The 18085-nt window shown below is 66.9% G+C and carries 16 protein-coding genes and 2 pseudogenes; 13 read left to right on the top strand and 5 right to left on the bottom strand.

Features of this window, described 5'->3' with window-relative positions; translation table 11 throughout:
• Positions 1-156: 156 nt before the first annotated feature.
• The gene (locus H5J26_RS06610) at positions 157-1284 is read right to left on the bottom strand and encodes a YihY/virulence factor BrkB family protein (protein WP_181764767.1); all 1128 of its coding nucleotides are present in this window, start codon (positions 1282-1284) and stop codon (positions 157-159) included.
• 535 nt (positions 1285-1819) lie between these two features.
• Here H5J26_RS06610 and ctaD point away from each other — a divergent pair.
• Complete coding sequence (gene ctaD / locus H5J26_RS06605) at positions 1820-3523, top strand: cytochrome c oxidase subunit I (protein ID WP_181764766.1); 1704 nt, start codon at positions 1820-1822, stop codon at positions 3521-3523.
• Between the two features lie 17 nt (positions 3524-3540).
• Complete coding sequence (locus H5J26_RS06600; protein ID WP_181764765.1) at positions 3541-3897, top strand: hypothetical protein; 357 nt, start codon at positions 3541-3543, stop codon at positions 3895-3897.
• Between the two features lie 447 nt (positions 3898-4344).
• Here the strand turns inward: H5J26_RS06600 and H5J26_RS06595 are convergent, their stop codons facing one another.
• Positions 4345-4677 carry a plasmid stabilization protein gene (locus H5J26_RS06595; RefSeq protein WP_181764764.1) on the bottom strand — a complete coding sequence of 111 codons (333 nt, stop codon included), beginning with the start codon at positions 4675-4677 and terminating at the stop codon, positions 4345-4347.
• A 124-nt stretch (positions 4678-4801) separates the two neighbouring features.
• On the opposite strand from H5J26_RS06595, the pseudogene H5J26_RS31295 reads away from it, so the two are divergent.
• From H5J26_RS31295 to H5J26_RS06585, 3 genes and pseudogenes are all read left to right on the top strand, one after another.
• Positions 4802-5288, top strand: a pseudogene (locus H5J26_RS31295) (DUF6098 family protein).
• A 318-nt stretch (positions 5289-5606) separates the two neighbouring features.
• Positions 5607-6833, top strand: coding sequence for an aromatic acid exporter family protein (locus tag H5J26_RS06590; RefSeq protein WP_309237804.1), 1227 nt, complete (start codon positions 5607-5609; stop codon positions 6831-6833).
• A 413-nt stretch (positions 6834-7246) separates the two neighbouring features.
• On the top strand, positions 7247-7525 hold the full coding sequence (locus H5J26_RS06585; protein ID WP_181764762.1) for an ANTAR domain-containing protein: 279 nt from the start codon (positions 7247-7249) through the stop codon (positions 7523-7525).
• Between the two features lie 354 nt (positions 7526-7879).
• Here H5J26_RS06585 and H5J26_RS06580 read toward each other — a convergent pair.
• Together H5J26_RS06580 and H5J26_RS06575 are read right to left on the bottom strand one after the other, a co-directional pair.
• Positions 7880-8197 (bottom strand): annotated as a pseudogene (locus tag H5J26_RS06580) (SAM-dependent methyltransferase); the annotation flags it as partial.
• 268 nt (positions 8198-8465) lie between these two features.
• A complete protein-coding gene (locus tag H5J26_RS06575; protein WP_181764761.1) occupies positions 8466-8885 on the bottom strand; it encodes a hypothetical protein in 420 nt (139 codons plus the stop codon).
• Positions 8886-9298: 413 nt separating this feature from the next.
• On the opposite strand from H5J26_RS06575, the gene nhaA reads away from it, so the two are divergent.
• From nhaA to H5J26_RS06540, 7 genes are all read left to right on the top strand, one after another.
• Positions 9299-10636, top strand: coding sequence for a Na+/H+ antiporter NhaA (nhaA, locus tag H5J26_RS06570; RefSeq protein WP_181764760.1), 1338 nt, complete (start codon positions 9299-9301; stop codon positions 10634-10636).
• A 166-nt stretch (positions 10637-10802) separates the two neighbouring features.
• On the top strand, positions 10803-12308 hold the full coding sequence (locus tag H5J26_RS06565) for an FAD-dependent monooxygenase (protein WP_181764759.1): 1506 nt from the start codon (positions 10803-10805) through the stop codon (positions 12306-12308).
• 57 nt (positions 12309-12365) lie between these two features.
• Entirely contained in the window at positions 12366-12977 is a 612-nt protein-coding gene (locus tag H5J26_RS06560) for a TetR/AcrR family transcriptional regulator (RefSeq protein ID WP_181764758.1), read from the top strand.
• 834 nt (positions 12978-13811) lie between these two features.
• Positions 13812-14696 (top strand): alpha/beta fold hydrolase, encoded by an 885-nt coding sequence (locus tag H5J26_RS06555; RefSeq protein WP_181764757.1) that lies wholly within the window; start codon positions 13812-13814, stop codon positions 14694-14696.
• A gap of 111 nt (positions 14697-14807) precedes the next feature.
• Positions 14808-15407, top strand: coding sequence for a sulfite oxidase-like oxidoreductase (locus H5J26_RS06550; protein ID WP_181764778.1), 600 nt, complete (start codon positions 14808-14810; stop codon positions 15405-15407).
• Positions 15377-16132 carry a ferredoxin reductase gene (locus H5J26_RS06545; protein ID WP_181764756.1) on the top strand — a complete coding sequence of 252 codons (756 nt, stop codon included), beginning with the start codon at positions 15377-15379 and terminating at the stop codon, positions 16130-16132. Before H5J26_RS06550 ends, H5J26_RS06545 begins: the two co-directional genes overlap by 31 nt.
• A gap of 1 nt (position 16133) precedes the next feature.
• The gene (locus H5J26_RS06540) at positions 16134-16415 is read left to right on the top strand and encodes a DUF6510 family protein (protein ID WP_181764755.1); all 282 of its coding nucleotides are present in this window, start codon (positions 16134-16136) and stop codon (positions 16413-16415) included.
• Positions 16416-16508: 93 nt separating this feature from the next.
• Here H5J26_RS06540 and H5J26_RS06535 read toward each other — a convergent pair whose 3' ends face one another.
• On the bottom strand, positions 16509-16949 hold the full coding sequence (locus H5J26_RS06535; protein ID WP_181764754.1) for a VOC family protein: 441 nt from the start codon (positions 16947-16949) through the stop codon (positions 16509-16511).
• A gap of 278 nt (positions 16950-17227) precedes the next feature.
• Here H5J26_RS06535 and H5J26_RS06530 point away from each other — a divergent pair, with 278 nt between their 5' ends.
• Positions 17228-17956, top strand: coding sequence for an SDR family oxidoreductase (locus H5J26_RS06530; RefSeq protein ID WP_181764753.1), 729 nt, complete (start codon positions 17228-17230; stop codon positions 17954-17956).
• Positions 17957-18085 lie beyond the last annotated feature (129 nt).

The following is an 18085-nucleotide window of genomic DNA, read 5'->3' as shown; positions in this document are numbered from 1 at the left end:
TCCCCGTCTACGCGCCCGCCACTGGTGACGGTTGGTAGACGGGGAGGCCTCGACAGTCGGGGCAATGAAGGAGGACCCGCTGCTGAGCGGTCATTCCCCGACGCGAGGGGTTTGTGGCGATGGCGGCCCGATCGTCGGCACTCGCGCATCAGCCACTCATGCGGTGCGTGAGCGCTTCTTCCGCTTGGGCTTGGAGCGTTCGTCGAGTTGGAGTTCGCGTTCGGCGCCGCGGGTTCCGGCTGCGATCTGCCGGCTGCGTTCGCGCTCCGCGTTGAACTCCGCGCCCAGCAGGATGGCGAGGTTCGTGATCCACAGCCACACCAGGAAGACGATCACTCCGGCGAGCGCTCCGTATGTCTTGTTGTACGAGCCGAAGTTGGCGACGTAGGCGGCGAAGCCGACGGATGCGACGAGCCAGATGGCCAGTGCCAGCAGTGCGCCTGGAAGGACCGACTTCAGGCCGGACAGCCGGGCGTTGGGAGAGGCGTAGTACAGGACGGCGAACATGAGCACGACGACCAGCAGCAGGACCGGCCACTTCGCGAAGTTCCAGGCTGTCACTGCGGAGCCTCCGGCCCCGATGGCCGAGCCGACTTTGGTGGCCAGCGGTCCGCTGACCACCAGAGAGATCAGTACGACGGCTTGCAGCAGGACGAGAAGGAGCGTGACGAGCATCTGAAGGGGGCGGAGCTTGAAGACGGGCCGGCCTTCCTCCACCTCGTAGATCACATTCGAGGCCCGCATGAACGCACCGACGTAACCCGACGCCGTCCACAAAGCCGCGGCGACACCGACGACGAGCAGCACCCCGGCTGCTTCCTTGCTCGCCGCCAGGCTGCTGATCGGCCCCTTGAGGGTGTTCACCGCGGAGGCGGGCCCGATCGAGCTGACCAGGTCCGTGGCGGCGCTGATGATCTTCTTGGGGCTCATGATCAGACCGACGAGGGAGAGCAGCGCGATGAGCGCGGGGAAGATGGAGAGCACCCCGTAGTAGGTAAGGGCCGCTGCCGAGTCGGAGAGATTGTCTTCCTTGAACTCGCTGAGCGTGCGCTTGAGCGTCTGCCCCAGTCCCGCCTTCCTGGGATGGGCGGGACCCTCGGGCTGCCGGCCGGTGCGCTTCTCGTCGAGGTGGCTCACGGACGCCGAGCGCTCGGTAGCCCCGGCCTCTCGGCCGGTGTGCTTCTCGAAGGGGCCCTCAGCGGCTGGCTCCGGTGCCGGACCTTCGCGCTGCCTGTCGGGACGTTCCTCGGGACCGCCCGGTGATGCGGGCTCCGATGCAGACATTCGAACCTCCTCCGCAGCTGCGTGGGGCTGCGCACACGTGCCATTTGCTGTGCACCTTCGTCTCCACGCTAGGGGCGGGTTTCCTGTGCTGCATGCGGAGCAATGTGATGTTGCGCGTGCGCTGCAGTTCCGACGGGACAAGGGACGGCGTCGATCACAGGTGCTAGCAATCAAGATCAAAAATTCCGCTTCCATGATCGGAACCGGCCTGTGCCCAGGGAGCCGCCTGTCGGACTCGAACCGAGGACCTTCTGTTTACAGGCGCGCTGGTAGAGGTCGCGCCCGTCGCTCGCCTCGTTGGCGTGACCTCCCAACAACAGACGAGGGCCCCTGTCACATCGAGTTTCTCTCACGGTTGGCGGCTCCCGCCGTAAACCGGCTGTATGCCGGGCCCACGAAAGGCTGAAAGCACCTGTCCGGACTCCTTCGGCAGGTACGAACGTCGTGCACCGGCCCACGCCCTGGCACCGCCCCCGCGCTGGCTAGGCCCCGGCCGAGACGCATCCGAGTTTCGGCGAGCGAAGGGCAGGCCCCCATGGCATTGCTGACCAGGCCCCAGGAGGAGCGGGTCACCAAGCGCACACCGGGGGCTGTGGTCGTCACGTGGCTGACGACGACGGACCACAAGAAGATCGGCTCGCTCTACATGGTGAGCGGCTTCGTCTTCTTCCTCTTCGCGGGGCTGCTGGCGTTGGTGATGAGAGCCGAACTGGCCCGGCCGGGCATGCAGTTGATCTCCGCCGAGCAGTACAACCAGGCGTTCACGATGCACGGCACGATCATGATGCTGTTCTTCGCCACACCGCTCTTCGCCGGATTCGCCAATGCCATCATGCCGCTGCAGATCGGCTCTCCGGACGTGGCCTTCCCCCGCCTGAACATGCTGTCGTACTGGCTTTACCTCTTCGGCGGACTCATCACCGTCATCGGCTTCCTCACCCCCAACGGCGCCGCCGACTTCGGCTGGTTCGCGTACACGCCCCTCTCGGACGGGCAGCACACTCCAGGACTCGGCGGGGACCTGTGGGTCATGGGACTGGCGCTGTCGGGCTTCGGAACCATCCTCGGCGCGGTCAACTTCATCACGACCATCATCTGCATGCGCGCGCCGGGAATGACCATGTTCAGGATGCCGATCTTCACGTGGAACATCCTGCTGACCAGCGTGCTCGTCCTGATGGCATTCCCCGTGCTGGCCGCCGCGCTCTTCGCACTTGAGGCGGACCGCAAATTCGGCGCCCACATCTACGACGCCGCCAACGGGGGGCCGCTGCTGTGGCAGCACCTCTTCTGGTTCTTCGGCCACCCCGAGGTCTACATCATCGCCCTGCCCTTCTTCGGGGTGGTGACCGAGATCCTCCCCGTCTTCAGCCGCAAGCCGATCTTCGGATACGTGGGCCTGGTCGGCGCCACCATCGCCATCACCGGTCTCTCGGTCACCGTCTGGGCCCATCACATGTTCGCGACGGGTGCGGTCCTGCTGCCCTTCTTCTCGTTCATGTCCTTCCTCATCGCCGTGCCCACAGGCGTGAAGTTCTTCAACTGGGTCGGCACCCTGTGGAGAGGATCGTTGTCGTTCGAGACCCCCATGCTGTGGAGTCTCGGCTTCCTCGTCACGTTCCTCTTCGGCGGTCTGACAGGCGTCCTGCTCGCCTCCCCGCCGATGGACTTCCACGTCACCGACAGCTATTTCGTGGTCGCCCACTTCCACTACGTCGTGTTCGGCACCGTGGTCTTCGCGATGTTCGCGGGCTTCTACTTCTGGTGGCCGAAGTTCACCGGGCGGATGCTCGACGAAACCTTGGGGAAGATCCATTTCTGGACCCTGTTCATCGGATTTCACACCACCTTCCTCGTGCACCACTGGCTCGGTGCCGAGGGGATGCCGCGGCGCTACGCGGACTACCTGGACGCCGACGGATACACCGCGCTGAACACCGTCTCGACCATCGGCGCGTTCCTGCTGGGCCTGTCCACGCTTCCCTTCCTCTACAACGTCTGGAAGACCGCCACTACCGACACCAAGATCGTCGTCGATGACCCTTGGGGATACGGCAGGTCCCTGGAATGGGCGACCTCCTGCCCGCCGCCCAGGCACAACTTCTGCAGCCTGCCGCGCGTACGCTCCGAGTCCCCCGCATTCGACCTCCACCACCCGAAAATCGCCGCCGTTCAACGTCACGACAACGAGCGAGGCGACATCGGTGCTCCAGCCGTACCCGGTCAGAGCGACAACTGAAGGGAGCAGGAGCAGCCATGCCAACCCTCAAGACCAGCCGTAGTGAGACCGCAGCGGGTCTTGCGCAATTGGAGGGGTACTTGGCGGCCCAGACGTACAGGAAGGGCGCGCGAGTTGAAGCGGAAGCATTCGCCGAGCGTCTTCCGTGGCTCACCACGGCTCAGCACGAGGATGTCGTCAGGATCTACACCGAAAACCGAATGGCATTGACCCGGCGCGTACTTGAAGGCGTCGTAGAGCGCTGCTCAGAGCTTCGGGGGGAATACACCGCCCGTTACGAGCAGTTGCGCCGACGCCTCTTCTGTCATCTCACTCTGATCGCCCTGGCAGTGCTGGCCCTTGGCGTGCCAGTACAGTATTTGGCCCTCCGCTGACGTCACCGATACCGGCGATTCACAATGCGGTGCCGGAGAGGCCGGAACGTGGACTCCGCCCTCCTAGCGAGTGCGACTGACACCTCATTCGAGCCCACCGAAGCTGTCCGGCCTGAGAGGGGAAACCTGTGGTCAGCGAAATCCAACTGCGCGCCCTGCTCGCCACTGAAGGGCCCGGCCCCCGGCTCGTACAAGTGGAGGGCAGGGTGCTCATTGTCGACGCGGCCACGGCGAAGGACCGCTGGCCCGGAGCGGTCGACCTGCTCTCACGTGAGGATCTCGTCGCCATGCTGGGGACCGAGAGGCCCCCGGGCAGGAACTTCGCAACACGGCAGGCATCTTGCAGGCCCTCGTCGATAACCGAGGACGTTGACCACGGCCGCCGGTGTCCGAAAGGGGGTCACGGAATCGGTGCTGCCCGGTCCGCGCTGCCGGTGCAGCAGGCGGTCAGCGGCCGAGGGCCTTCTCGAGCTCCTGCTTGTTCATGGAGGAACGCCCCTTAATGCCGCGCTGGCGTGCCTCGTTGTAGAGCTGGTCCCGTGTGGGTCCGCCGCTGGGAGCGAGGCGGTTGCCGGAGCGCTTTCCACCGCGCGCCGGGGCGGACTTGCCTTTCAAGGAGGTGCGGCTCTTCTGGTCGGCCTCGCCTGTACGTGCGCGCTCCTTGTTGACCGTGCGGGCCGCGATTTCCTTGGCCCGGCCCGTGGAGGTTCCGCGCTGCTTGGCGCCTTCCTTGACGTGCTCGTACTGTCGTTCACGCTTGGAATTCGATCCCGCCGGCATGACTCCTCCTCTGTTTTAGGGCGTACGGCCTTTGGGTTCCCTCGCCCTCGGACTCCACACCCCTCTGGTACCGCGCCAGGAACCTCGATGACTGGGCTATAGCGCCAGGGGTAGTAGAGGCGTCGTGAACCGCGATCTGCCTACTTTCGCCTTCCTCCGGCAGTTGGTCGAACTCATCGAGCGAGGGGAAACGGTCTTCGTCCGGTGGTCCCGCGGGCCGGAGACGGACCGTCGCGGCAGTCCGGGAAGTAGAGATGAACTGACCGGTGTAGAGATGCCCGGCCTCTCGGCGAACCCTCTGCGCCCCGAGGAGTGGTGGGGCGATCAGTCGACGAGATTGTGGGTTGCGCGCAGGTTGTACGACTACAGCCACCTCCGCGAGGACAAGAGGCCCGGGCATCCACCCGTGGGTTCTCCTCGGCGAAGCGGCTGGACGCGGTCCAGACAACGAGCCACTCGTCCGCAGGATCCGCCCGGTGGCCTGGCTCGCCCAGAGCGTGATCGACGAAGCCGAGTCCGAGGTCGCCCGGCAAAGGGGTGCGTGGGGGCCGATGCGGAGACCGGAGCGCTTCTCGCCACACGACCCCCGCGAGGGCCCTGGCCCCGGGTAGCAGCAGGAGGAGAGCCCCCACATCCGAGGTGCTTGGCTGCGGCCGCGAAGCAGCGGGCCGGGCAGGCGGCACGGGGTGGAGGCACACGCTGGCTGCCGGAGAGCTCTAACGGGCTGAACTCGTTATTGAGGACTCGACCCTTCGCCAATGCCCGTCAAGCGGGGGCAGTGCGAGTTGAGCTGCGCGCGAGGTGCACCCCTCATCACGTGAACCGCAGCGATGAACCGTCGTCAAGGCCTGAACCGCCCGCTTCAGGTCTTTCGTGCCGGGGTACAGGGGAGCGGCCCGACTTCACGCATCCGTTTAGGGGAGGCATACGTGTCCAAGGAAGCCGCGTCGCCGTACGGCGAGCGACCAGCGCCGCAGGGCCGTGTCGCCAGGGCGCGGCAGTGGATGCGGAGAGCTCTCGGCGCGCGTGGAGGTCACGAGCGCGACGTGCTGATCATCATCGGCAAGAGCACTCTGGCCGCGAGTCTTTCCTGGTTCGTGGCTCACGATGTGATGCAGGCTCAGACCCCCGCTTTTGCCCCGTTCTCAGCTGTCCTGATCATGCAGGTGACTGTCTACCGGTCGTTGTTGCACGCGCTGCGCTATGTGGGTGCCGTCGCGCTGGGAGTGCTTCTGCAAGGAGCACTGGGGCTGCTGGGCGGGCCGGACATGCTGACATTCGTTTTGATGGCGCTGGCGGCGCTGTCGATCGCGCGGTGGCGGCCACTGGGCTCGCAGGGCTCGAACGTGGCGACGGCTGCCTTCTTCGCCTTCTCCACCTACATCTCCGCCGCCAGTATCAGTCAGGGGTTCATGCAGCTCGGGCAGATCATCCTGCTCGTCCTCATCGGCTGCGGCGTGGGGGTGCTCGTCAACGTGCTGGTGCTGCCGCCGATGCGATACCGCGGCGCCGAGTACGGTATCCAGACCTTGGGACAGAGCCTTTGCGACCTGTTCAGCGACATCTATCCGGCTCTGAAGGAAGGCGAGCTGGAGGAGGGGCGCACACGGCACTGGCGGCATCGCGCGTTCAATCTCGGCTCGATCACCGAACAGGCGAAGTCCTCTGTGCATACGGCTTGGGAGAGCCTCTACTACAACCCCCGCCGCAAGCTGCAAGGGCACTCCGGGGAACCATCGTTTGACAGCTATCAAGAGCTGGTCGACGCCCTGGAGCGCGTCACGTACCAGGTGGCATCCATGACGCGAAGTTTCGTCCAGTGGCACGACGGCGATGGGGATCCAGAGCACCGCGACTTCCTGCAACACTACGGCGACTTCATCGCGTCCCTCGCGCGGGTCACCGAGGTCTACAGCAGGTTTCAGGGGGAGCACCTGCCCGATCAGTCCCAGGAGTTGTGCTCAAGGACGGAGGAGGCTCGCGAACGCCACGGGCGGCTTGTCGACTTCGCCAATGGGGGCCCTCTGCCGCTGGCGGACCCCTCCGAGCCCTACGGGATCCTGTTGGGCGAGGCGACACGGCTGATGGAGGAAGTCCAGCACACGTGCGACGTCCTCGAGCAGGCCGTCGGCCGATCGTCGGCTCAGCGCTCCTGACGAGGCTTGCGGGCCGTTTCCTCGGCGGGGCTTCTTTCGGGCTTCCTGCACTGTCTGTGCACAGTACGTCTTCGTGGGCACCAGCAAGGCCGGACGCCGGCGCTAGTGCATGCCCGAGGTGGGTGGCAACCGTCCCCAACGTCGCCAGCCATCGCACGCGCCGGTCAATCGGCCCGCCGAAGGACCTGCCCTAGCCTGCGCCTCCGTATGGCCGCAACCTCAAGCGACCGGAATGCGGCCGAGGCTATCGATCACCTGTAGGCGGCCATTCCGCCGCCCATGTCACCTCCGTGCGTACCCGAGACGGCCCATCCAGCGTCCATCTGCCCCGGCTGCCGGACCAGCACATAAGCTTTCTCCGACGAGGGCACTGTTGGGATACTTCTACGGGCTTAAGGAAGCGGGGGCCGGCCGTGAGCGGTGACACCCACGATGAGCACGTGGAGCTGCAGCAGCTGCGTACGGCGATGGAGACCCGTCCAGTCATCGACAAGTCCATGGGTGTGCTCATGGCTGCCTACAGCCTGGCCGAAGACGACGCGTGGAAGACCCTGGTAGCTGTCTCCCAGCAGACGAACACCAAGCTCTACACCGTGGCCGAGGAGATCGTCGCCACCACGCAGGAAGGCGTCGTAGACGGGCGCCTGCGCCGACAGATCGAGGCTGCAATGAAGGATCTGAAGACCCCGTAGCTCCCGCTCGACCGAGACGGCGAACTAACCGGACGCACGCCGAGAAGAAGCCCAGGGCCTGCTGAGGTCAGCGACACTCACGGTGGTCTCGGCGCGGATGCGATGCGTGTGTGGAGAGGGCCATGCCTGCGGAGGTCAGGACGACCTGGGCCTGCACCGGTCTCCGGCGATCGGGAGCCTGAGTGGCAAGGCTTCTTCCGCTATGCGGTAAAGGCTGGCGATTGAGTGTGGGCCGCTCACGTCCGGGGCGACGACCAGTCTGATTTCGGCCATAGGAGGCCAACTCCGGGCGCCTGCACCGCGAGATGCTCGAAACCTGCCGATGCGCATGTCTCTCCCTCGGCCCTGCGCCGGTCAGGCTTTCTCTGCCCGCACCAGCAGCGTCCCGATGTACCCCGGCTTTGGTGCGTCCAGCACCGCCGCCTGCGCGTTCGCGAAGCCAGCCGCCTGACACCAGCCCTCCCACCGCTCCGGCGTGTAGCTGTAGCGGTAGGTGAACATCGCCGGGCCCGCGAATCCGCCCTTGTACATGCCTTGCGGGCCGTACGCGCCAGGGATGGCCGGAGGCTGCGAGAACACCAGGACACCGCCCGGGTTCAGCCGATCGGCGATCAGCGGCAGCAGCACCTGCGGGTCCGCGAACCAGCACGCCCCGAACATCGAGAACATGGCGTAGCCGCAGGCGGCACCGGGCCGCACATGACCGCCTCACCGATGACGACGGGTACGCGTACCGCGTCCCACCGGTCACCACTCCGGGCAAGCATGAGCCGCAACTGCGTCGCAGGGATCATCACAGCGACACCGCCGCTTCGCCGCAGGTTGCGGCTGTGACCAGCGCGGCATGCAGTCTTCCCGGAACCGCTGTCCCGTTGTGGCTTGACCGCCAACTCCCCTGCCATGAAAGTGAGGCCTGCGGAGCCGAGCTGCTTTCGCCGAATCAGGATTTCCAGAGCCGCTTGGGCGACATGACATACGCGTCGTGAGGCCGTGTGCCGGTGATGACCCGAAGGGGCGCGCCCCAGTAGGGGCGTAGGGCTGTCAGCACCAGGTAGCGGGAGTGGTTGTCCAGGGTGCGGGCGGCTGTGGTGGCTGCGCGAAGTCCGCTGCCGTTGAGGATCTCGACCAGGTAGTGGAGCGTTCCACCGCAGGTGGCTGTGATGGCAGGGGTGTCGGTGAGGTGGGCAAGGCTGCCGCCGGTTTCGCGGGCAGCTGCTTCGATCGCAGCCAGGATGCGGACGAGGTGAATCGGACCGTCTTGCTCGTTCTCAGCCAGTAGCCGAGCCAGCTCGTCGGCGGTGCGTGAGCTCTTACCGGTAGACCATGAGTCGAGGAGTCGTGCCAGAGGCGCGGAATCCACCGGTCGGAGGGTCGCGCCTTCGTAGTCTGTCGACCGCACCCGGGGCAGCTGAAGGGATGCGCTGCTACTCGAGTTCGCTCTCTCGTGACGTGCCAATGTGCATCGCTTCTACTTGACCGGGCTCTTCGACCGGTGCTTGGTTTCCGCCCCGTCTTCCGGTCTGTCGGGAAACAAATCCTTGCTGTCTCACGGCAGTGCCGCATGTCCCGTTCCCGGCAGTCTTCCGGCTGCACTGGTTGCTGACTTCCCCCGCATCAGCCGTCCTGAGGCGGCCAGAATCCGCCCCCGGGCACGCCTACGAGTCGTCCCGTAGGGTGTGCGTGACGCGTCGGAGGGCGCGGGGTGTGCCGGGAAGTCTGGTCGGCGGCTGGGGACCGTTGTGTCCGACCGTCGATGGCTTGGAGCCCGTGTTGATGAGCCCCGCTTCCCGTGATGAGCAACGCACCTTCCTGAGCGTGTTGTCGTGGCCCGAACGCACGGCGGTCGCCAAGGCCTTGCGGACCGAGACGGTCGGTGGACTTGCCCTACTGGCCGCTGCTGTCGTCGCGTTGGTGTGGGCGAATTCGCCTTGGAGCGCGGGTTACGCGGCTGCTCGGGACCTTCACTTCGGGATCCCCGCGCTCGGGCTGGACCTGTCCGTGGGCCATTGGACTTCAGACGGTCTCCTCACCTTGTTCTTCCTGGTTGCCGGTATCGAGCTCAAGCGTGAGCTGGTGGTGGGTCAGCTCCGCAGCCCTGCGGCAGCGGCACTGCCGGTAGTCGCTGCGGTGTGCGGGATGGCAGTGCCCGCTGCGCTCTATCTGGCGACGGCTGCGGCGGGCGGAGGCTCCTCGAAGGGGTGGGCGGTGCCGATGGCCACCGACATCGCCTTCGCGCTGGCGGTACTGGCCGTCCTCAACACCCACCTCCCCTCCGCATTGAGGGCCTTCCTGCTCACCCTCGCGGTCGTCGACGACCTGGGCGCCATCCTCGTCATCGCGCTCTTCTTCACCAGCGACCTGAACCCGCCCGCGCTGATAGGTGCCGCAGCGGGACTCGTCGTCTTCTACCTGCTGCAGCGGTTCCGGGTGCGGGGCTGGTGGTGGTATCTGCCCCTGGGCGTCGCGATCTGGGCGCTGACCTACAACGGAGGCATCCACGCCACCGTTGCCGGTGTGGCCATGGGCCTCATCCTGCGCACCACCCGGGACAAGGAGACACCTGGCCGGAAGGCGGAGCGTGCCTCGCCGGGAGAGCGCACGGAACACCTGCTGCGGCCGCTGTCGGCCGGCGTCGCGGTGCCGCTGTTCGCCTTGTTCGCTGCCGGAGTCAGCGTCTCGGTGAGCGGGCTGGGCGAGATCTTCACGCGACCGGAACCGCTGGGCGTCGTGCTGGGCCTCGTGATCGGCAAGATCGCCGGAATCCTCACCGGTACCTACCTCACCGCCCGCTTCACCCGCGCGCGGCTCAACCCCGACCTGGCCTGGGCCGATGTCCTGGCCATCTCGACGCTCGCCGGCATCGGCTTCACCGTGTCCCTGCTCATCGGCGAACTCGCCTTCCCCGACCCGGCCGACGCAGCGCACATCAAGACCGCCGTCCTCGCCGGTTCCCTGATGGCAGCCGCACTGGCCGCGGTACTGCTCAAACGCCGCGACCGGATCTACCGACACCTGTGGGAAGCCGAGAACGTGGACGAGAACGCCGACGACATCCCCGACATCTACCAGCGCGGCACCACCGGCGGCACCGAGTCTCAAGACGGGCCCTGAAGCAGGGACGGCTGACGGTCTTCATGAGCCGCATCCAGAAGCAGCGGCCGCCTCCACTGATCCACGTCGGGCGGCGCAGCACGGTCCCGATGAAGGGCGTTGCCTCAAGACTCGATTCGCGTTAGCTTCTAACATAAGTTAGTGACTAACACGTCAGGAGTCCGTGATGCCTCTCTCCACAGTGATTGTCGCGGGAGCGGGGCCTACAGGGCTGGCTCTGGCGTGTGGTCTACGAGCTACCGGGGTGCCGGTCCGGGTCGTGGACAAGGCGAAGGGGCCAGCTGCCACGTCGCGGGCGCTGGGGCTGCAGCCGCGAGGCGCGGAAGTACTGGATCGTCTTGGTGCCCTCGCAGATCTGCCGGAGGGCTCGGTGCACATCCGTCAGGTGCTCACTCACGTCAACGGTGAGCCGATGGCACGACTGAACGTCGGACAACGCACCAAGCTGGTCACCAGGCCCGGACTGATCATTTCCCAGGCGGAAGTGGAAGCCCGCCTCCGGCACCGACTCCGCGACCTCGGCGTCGAAGTCGAGTGGGGACGGGAACTGCTCGCTGCGGATCAGAGCATCGGTGGCGTGACCGTCCAGATCGATGATGAGGCCATTGACGCCGGCTGGCTGGTCGGGTGCGACGGGGCACACAGCGGCGTGCGCAAGGCGGCGGGCATCGGCTTTCCCGGCGTGGCCGTCATCGAGCGCTTCCTGCTCGCGGATGTGCGCGTTCCTCTGTCTCTGCCCCAGGGGGCGGTTTCGGTCTGGCTTCGTGGAGATCAGATGCTCGGAGCCTTCCCCATGCCTGGCGCAGACGTGTGGCGGCTGATGGCTCCCGCCCCCACGGGCACGGCAGCGGACCTCGGTGGCGAGGAGGTTCTTGCCTTGCTCGTCGATCTCCTGCACGACCATGCCCGTCTCCCGTCTGTCGACGTCCAGGAAGCTTTGTGGACCTCGACCTTCCGTATTCACCGTCGGCTCGCCTCCACCTACCGGAAAGGGCGTGTGCTGCTTGCCGGGGACGCCGCACACGTCCACAGCCCCTTCGGCGGGCAGGGCATGAACACCGGGCTGGGAGACGCGGAGAACCTGGCCTGGAAACTGTCCCTGGTCGCCGCAGGCCAGTCCGGGGAAGGACTGCTGGATTCCTATGAGGCGGAACGGCGTCCGATCGCCGAGGAGGTCTTGGAGTCCACCAGCGCGATGACGCGCATGGTCGTCGGCGGGACGCCGATGGCGCGTCTCATCCGCGATCACGTATTCGTCCCGTTGATGAACCGGCCCGTCGTGCAGCGCATGATCTGGGAGAAGTCCTCCCAGCTGAAGGTCAGCTACCGCAAGAGTCCCTTGGCAGGACGGTCAGTTCGCAGCTGGGCCGTACCGGGGCCACACGCCGGCGACCGCGTCCCCGACCTGAAATGCGAACGGGCCGACGGCAGTCCGACCCGACTCCATGCCGAACTCGGCGCCCATTGGGCGCTCCTGACACCCGCCGACGGGGACTGCGCGACCGTGACACGCCGCCATCTCGGCACAGGAGGGAGAGTTACCGTACTCAAAGCCAGCGCCAGCAACGGCCGGGACGTCATGCTGGTGCGGCCTGACGCGCACCTTGCCTGGAGAGGTACGTCAGCGGCGTCGCTGGATCACTGGCTGACGCAGGCCCTCGGCCGGACCTGATCACCGATCGCGCTCAGGCTCCCGGCCCCCAGTGACGCACCGGAGGCACCGTTCGACATGGCACCGTCCCCCACAGCACCGAAGGGCCTGAGAGAACGCAAGAAGGCCCAGACGCGTCACAACATTCAAGAACAGGCTCTGAAGCTGTTCCTGAGCCAGGGGTACGAGAACACCACCGTCGAACAGATCGCTGCCGCAGCCGGCGTCTCCCACATGACGTTCTTCCGACACTTCCCCACCAAGGAAGCCGTCGTCGAAACCGACGACTACGACCCACTGATCGTCCAACTCATCACCCAGCGCCCCGCGGAGGAGAGCCCCCTCACCGCCCTGCACCACGCGCTCACCCAAGCCCTGTCCGCCATCTACGAAACCGACAAGGAAGCACTGCTCGTCCGCACCCGGCTTGTCCTGAAGACGCCCGCGCTCCGGGCCCGCGTCTGGGAGAACCAATACGCCACCGAGCAGATGTTCGCCGAAGCCCTCGCCGCACGCACAGACAGCACGGTCACCCTGAACACCCGCGTACTCGCAGCCGCATCGCTGGCCGCCCTGACCACCGCCCTCACCCACTGGGTGGACAGCGACGGCAACCAACACCTCCCCACACTCGTGGACCAGGCATTCCAAGCACTACACGGACAGGCACCACCCGCGACAACCAGCTGAAGCCCGAACTTGCAGGGTGCTCAGGCAGACCCTTGCTTCTCAGTGCGACCGTCGCCGAAGGCGGCTACACCACCACAGCTCGCCTGGCAGGTCACTTGCCCGGCTCCACGGTGCAGCCACAAGGTGCCGCCTGCGGGCCCCGGCTGACGACACGCGCCCAGCGCTGCCGCAGGCGTTCGTACTCGGCCAGGTCTTCCGGGCTCCACGTGATCCGTCCCCGGGCAAAGCGGCGAAGCAGTTCGTTCGCAGACGCAGCCGTCTCGCAGCTGCACGCTTTGTCTATGGAGGGCATTTATGGATGCTATACGTGCCCTTTCACCCCGCACATCCTCCGATGAGATGACTCGACCCTGAGCTTCTGCGCTCCGCATGTGCCGGGTACGGCTCGACCCGTCCGGTCGGCCGCCCGACCGTGGGACCGAGCCGGAGCGGCTACCCGCCGGGGGCCGAAACGCCGCCCGGCTGCGCATGCCGGACGTGTCCCGTGCCCTGGGCTCGGGCCATGACAGAGCCTGTTCCCGATCCAGGAGGGTCGCGGTCAGACGTGACGGGCTCCCCGGCCGGCACACTCGCCGGTCCACGGGCGCGGGACGTCTGCGCATGCTCACGCAACCGGCGCTGAGCAGCGGGCACCCGAACGCCTCCTGCGCGAGCGCTGTGAGCGAGGGCGTGGATACCGTCCGAGGTGTCGTCGAGCAGACTCCCACCCCCGCCGTCACAAGCGACTCCCACACCGATCCGCGCCCCACCCGGCTCCCAGAGGCACGTGACGGGCCGAGCCGAGGTGGTCGACCTCACCGGTAACCAGCCGTACGGAACGAAGGGGCCAGCAAGATGTCGCAAACCGTGCACCACCGCACCGCCACGATCGACGGCCTGGAGGTGTTCTACCGCGAAGCCGGCGACTCGAACGCGCCCGCCCTCGTCCTGCTGCACGGCTTCCCGACCAGCTCTCACATGTTCCGGAACCTGATCCCCGCCCTCTCGGACCACTACCGGATCATCGCGCCCGACCACATCGGCTTCGGCCAGTCGACGATGCCGGGCCTCGACGAGTTCCCGTACACCTTCGAGGCCATCACCGAGATCACCGCCGGGCTGCTCGCCCACCTGGGCGTCGACCGGTTCGCGATGTACGTGCACGACTACGGCGCACCCGTGGGATGGCGACTCGCACTGCAGGATCCTCAGCGCATCACGGCGATCATCACGCAAAGCGGCAACGCGTACACCGAAGGCTTCGTGATGTCCTTCTGGGACGGCCTGTTCGCCTACGCCAAGGCCCCGAGCCCGGAGACCGAGGGACCGGCGCGTGCCGCGCTGACCGCCAAGGCCACCCGCTGGCAGTACGTGAACGGCGTGCCCGACCCCACACTCGTCAGCCCGGACAACTGGGTCCACGACCAGGCGCTGCTCGACCGGCCCGGCAACGACGAGATCCAGCTCAAGCTCTTCCGCGACTATCCCACCAACGTGGATCTCTACCCGGCGGTCCAGAAGTACTTCCGCGACTCCCAGGTCCCGCTGCTGGCCGTATGGGGCCGGAACGACGAGATCTTCGGCCCGGACGGCGCCCGCGCGTTCCAACGGGATCTGCCCGACGCGGAGATCCGCCTGATCGATTCCGGGCACTTCGCCCTGGAGAGCCACCTGGAGAGCATCACCCACCACATCCGCGACTTCCTCGGCCGCGGCTTCCGCACTCGCGTCGCCGCCTGAGGCGCTGCCTGAGGCGGCTCTTCCCGCGATGCGACAACTCCTGCTTCTCCGCCGGCAATTGCGCGCGGGGCGGCCGGAGTCCGGTGACCGATACGAATGGAGGACTCCAGCGTGGGCGTCGTTTCTCCTGGTTTCCGGGGCCGGGCGCGGGAGTCCTCCCGCCGCCTGCCGCCGGGGCAGTACGAGACGCACGACTTCCCGGTGCTGTCGGCCGGTCCGACACCGCGGATCACCCGGGATGAGTGGGAGTTCGCGGTGACCACCGAGACGGGGGCCCGGCATGCCTGGAACTGGGCCGAGTTGACGGCGCTGCCCAGCGACAGTCCCACCGTCGACCTGCACTGCGTGACGAAGTGGTCGAAGTTCGACACCTCTTGGCAGGGCGTCTCCCTCGACGTGCTGCTTGCAGAGGTGGAGACCGCGGCGGACTTCGCCCTCGTCAGCTCCTACGGCGGCTACACATCCAGTCTGCCGCTGGAGGACCTGCTCGACGGCCAAGCCTGGATCGCGTACGGCTACGACGGCGACGACATCCCTCCGGAACACGGCGGACCCGCCCGGCTGCTCGTCCCCCACCTGTACTTCTGGAAGTCCGCGAAGTGGGTGCACGGCATCCAGCTGCTCACCGAGGACGAGCCCGGCTTCTGGGAGGGCCTCGGTTACCACGACTACGGAGACCCATGGCGCGAACAGCGGTATCAGGGCGACTAGGCACGCGCCTGCGCTGGCAGGTCGCCACACTCCTGGAACGGCACGCGGAGAACGAGACGGCAAGCACACTCGTGCTGGACGCGCCGGGCTGGCCCGGTCACCTTGCCGGGCAGCACGTCGACGTCAGGCTGACCGCCGAGGACGGGTACAGCGCACAGCGCAGCTACTCGCTGGCTTCGGCACCCGGCGGGCAGTTCGTCGAACTCACGGTGCAGCGCGTCGCGGACGGCGAGGTCTCCCCGTATCTGGTCGACCAACTCGCGGTGGGGGACCCGGTGGAGCTGCGCGGACCGGTCGGTGGCTGGTTCGTGTGGTCCCCCGAAAAAGTGGGCCCCGTGCTGCTGGTGGGCGGCGGCTCGGGCGTGGTGCCTCTGATGGCCATGATCCGTGCCCGTCGTACGACCGCCGCTTCCACACCGTTCAGGCTGCTGCACTCCGTACGCGGACCCGCCGACCGGTACTACCTGCCCGAGCTGCGACGTGGAGAGCCGGGCCTGGAGACCGAGTACCTCTTCACGCGGACGTCTCCCGACGACTGGCCCCGCCGGCCCGGCCGGATCCGCCGGGAGGACCTCACGGGCTTCGCCTGGCCACCCGAGACCTCCCCCCTCTGCTACGTCTGCGGCCCCACCGGTTTCGTCGAGAACGCGGCTGACCTGCTCGTCGACCTGGGCCACGACCCCGATCACATCCGCACCGAACGATTCGGTCCCAGTGGAGGCTGACATGGACTACCAGCCAGACAGCGACGAACATCAGGACGGAAACGCTCTCGCCGGCCCGCTCTCCGAGATCTTCGCCGTGGACCTGACCAGCGCCCTCGGCCGCTGCGCGAGCTGCGGCGTCACCGAGCCGGTGGCCCGGCTGCACGTCTACACCCGAGCACCCGGCTTGGTCGGGCGCTGCCCCCACTGCGGTCACGTGGCGCTCCGCGTGGTCCGCTCCCCCGACACCGCATGGCTCGATCTGTGCGGCACCGCGGCCCTGCGCATCCCCCTGACGTCCTGACGACCGATGCGACCGATGCAACGGATCCGCAGCGCGGCAGGGCGACTTGCACGGTTCGGCTCGTCCTTCTCGGCGCAGTTCGATTCGTCCTCGTCAGCGCAGTTGCTCGGCCAGTCCGACGATGATGCCCTCCGGGCCGCGGACGTAGCAGAGCAGATAGCTGTCCTCGAACCGGGCGATCTCGCCGAGGAGTTCGGCGCCGTGGGGGCGCAGACGGGCAACGGTGTCCTCGAGGTCGTCGACGGCGAACATGACGCGGTGCGTGCCCAGGATGTTGTGCGGCTGGTTGCGCGGCCGGGCGCTGATCGCCGCGGGGCTGCGGTACCTCGCCAGCTCGAGCCGGCTGTGACCGTCCGGGGTCCGGACCATCGCGATGTCACAGTGGACGCCGTCGAGTCCGGTGCACTGGTCGGCGACGAGGCCCTCGACCTCCGCCCTGCCCTCCAGCTCCATACCGAGTTCCACGAAGAACCCGATGGCGGCATCCAAGTCCTCGACGACGATGCCGACGTTGTCCATCCGCTGAACCGCCATGCTGGCTTCTCCTTCTTCCTCGTGCGGCCGGTGGTGGCCGCTGATGTCCCTGGGACGGAGCCGACGGCACGTTCTCGACATCCGCAGACCGCCGAACTCCGAAAAGAATCTGGATCGCGCCTCAGCGCCACCCGCTACAGAGTGTCCGCTCAGAAATCGACCCGGCCGATGAGCCTCCACCGACCGCGGCGCGTCCCGCACGTGGCCACGGATCACGCTTGCAGAACGGCACGCACGACGCCCGGCACCGGGTGTTCCCGACGAGCGAAAGGCATGTCATGAAGATCGCGGTCATCGGCGGCACCGGGCTGATCGGGTCGCAGGTCGTCAAGAGACTGAACGCCTCCGGCCACGAGGCGGTACCGCACTCCCAGTCCACCGGAATCGACGTCATCAGCGGCCAGGGGCTGGACGAAGCGGCGGCGGGGGCCGACGTCCTCGTCAACCTGACGAACTCCCCCACCTTCGACGAGTCTTCCCGGGAGTTCTTCCAGGCCTCGATGGACAACCTTCTGGCGGCGGCGCAGAAGGCCGGCGTCCGGCACTTCGTCATCCTCTCGATCGTCGGCGCGGAACAGGTGCCGGAGCTGGACTACTACCGGGCCAAGGTGCTCCAGGAGGACATCCTCAAGGCCGGACCGATCCCCTACTCGATCGTCCGCGCGACACAGTTCATGGAGTTCATCAAGGCGGTTCTGTCCTGGACCACTGTCGACGACACCGTGCGCCTTCCCAGCACCCCGATCCAGCCGATCGCCTCAAAGGACGTGGCCGAGGCGGTGGCGGAAGTCGCCGCGGGCCCTCCGCTGAACGGCATCCACAACATCGCCGGCCCCGAGATCTTCTCGCTGGACGAGCTCGGCCGGATCACCCTGGCCCACGACTCCGACAACCGCACCGTCGTCACCGACCCCGACGCCGGCATGTTGTCCGCCATCAATGGTGACGTCCTCACCGACAAGGACGCCCACATCGCCCCCACCCGCTACGCCGACTGGCTTTCCTGAATCGTTCGCCCTCGCCTGCGCGTCGATCGCGGAGGCCGGAGCCCGCACGCCGATCAGTATCCGGATCGACGGGCCGCACAGTCGTCGGACGCGAATGCGCCCCGCCTCAATCGAGTTGAGACGGGGCGC

It is taken from the genome of Streptomyces albidus (ex Kaewkla and Franco 2022) (genome assembly GCF_013870515.1).
Lineage (GTDB): Bacteria > Actinomycetota > Actinomycetes > Streptomycetales > Streptomycetaceae > Streptomyces > Streptomyces albidus.
Note: the sequence above shows the minus strand (reverse complement) of the source record. Positions and strands in the feature narration are given on the sequence as shown.

Excerpts from the sequence above, each read along its gene's own strand:
- H5J26_RS06610 (WP_181764767.1), bottom strand. The coding sequence starts at position 1,284 with ATGTCTGCATCGGAGCCCGCATCACCGGGCGGTCCCGAGGAACGTCCC.
- ctaD (WP_181764766.1), top strand. The coding sequence starts at position 1,820 with ATGGCATTGCTGACCAGGCCCCAGGAGGAGCGGGTCACCAAGCGCACA.
- H5J26_RS06600 (WP_181764765.1), top strand. The coding sequence starts at position 3,541 with ATGCCAACCCTCAAGACCAGCCGTAGTGAGACCGCAGCGGGTCTTGCG.
- H5J26_RS06595 (WP_181764764.1), bottom strand. The coding sequence starts at position 4,677 with ATGCCGGCGGGATCGAATTCCAAGCGTGAACGACAGTACGAGCACGTC.
- nhaA (WP_181764760.1), top strand. The coding sequence starts at position 9,299 with ATGAGCCCCGCTTCCCGTGATGAGCAACGCACCTTCCTGAGCGTGTTG.
- H5J26_RS06565 (WP_181764759.1), top strand. The coding sequence starts at position 10,803 with ATGCCTCTCTCCACAGTGATTGTCGCGGGAGCGGGGCCTACAGGGCTG.
- H5J26_RS06560 (WP_181764758.1), top strand. The coding sequence starts at position 12,366 with ATGGCACCGTCCCCCACAGCACCGAAGGGCCTGAGAGAACGCAAGAAG.
- H5J26_RS06555 (WP_181764757.1), top strand. The coding sequence starts at position 13,812 with ATGTCGCAAACCGTGCACCACCGCACCGCCACGATCGACGGCCTGGAG.
- H5J26_RS06545 (WP_181764756.1), top strand. The coding sequence starts at position 15,377 with ATGGCGCGAACAGCGGTATCAGGGCGACTAGGCACGCGCCTGCGCTGG.
- H5J26_RS06540 (WP_181764755.1), top strand. The coding sequence starts at position 16,134 with ATGGACTACCAGCCAGACAGCGACGAACATCAGGACGGAAACGCTCTC.
- H5J26_RS06535 (WP_181764754.1), bottom strand. The coding sequence starts at position 16,949 with ATGGCGGTTCAGCGGATGGACAACGTCGGCATCGTCGTCGAGGACTTG.
- H5J26_RS06530 (WP_181764753.1), top strand. The coding sequence starts at position 17,228 with ATGAAGATCGCGGTCATCGGCGGCACCGGGCTGATCGGGTCGCAGGTC.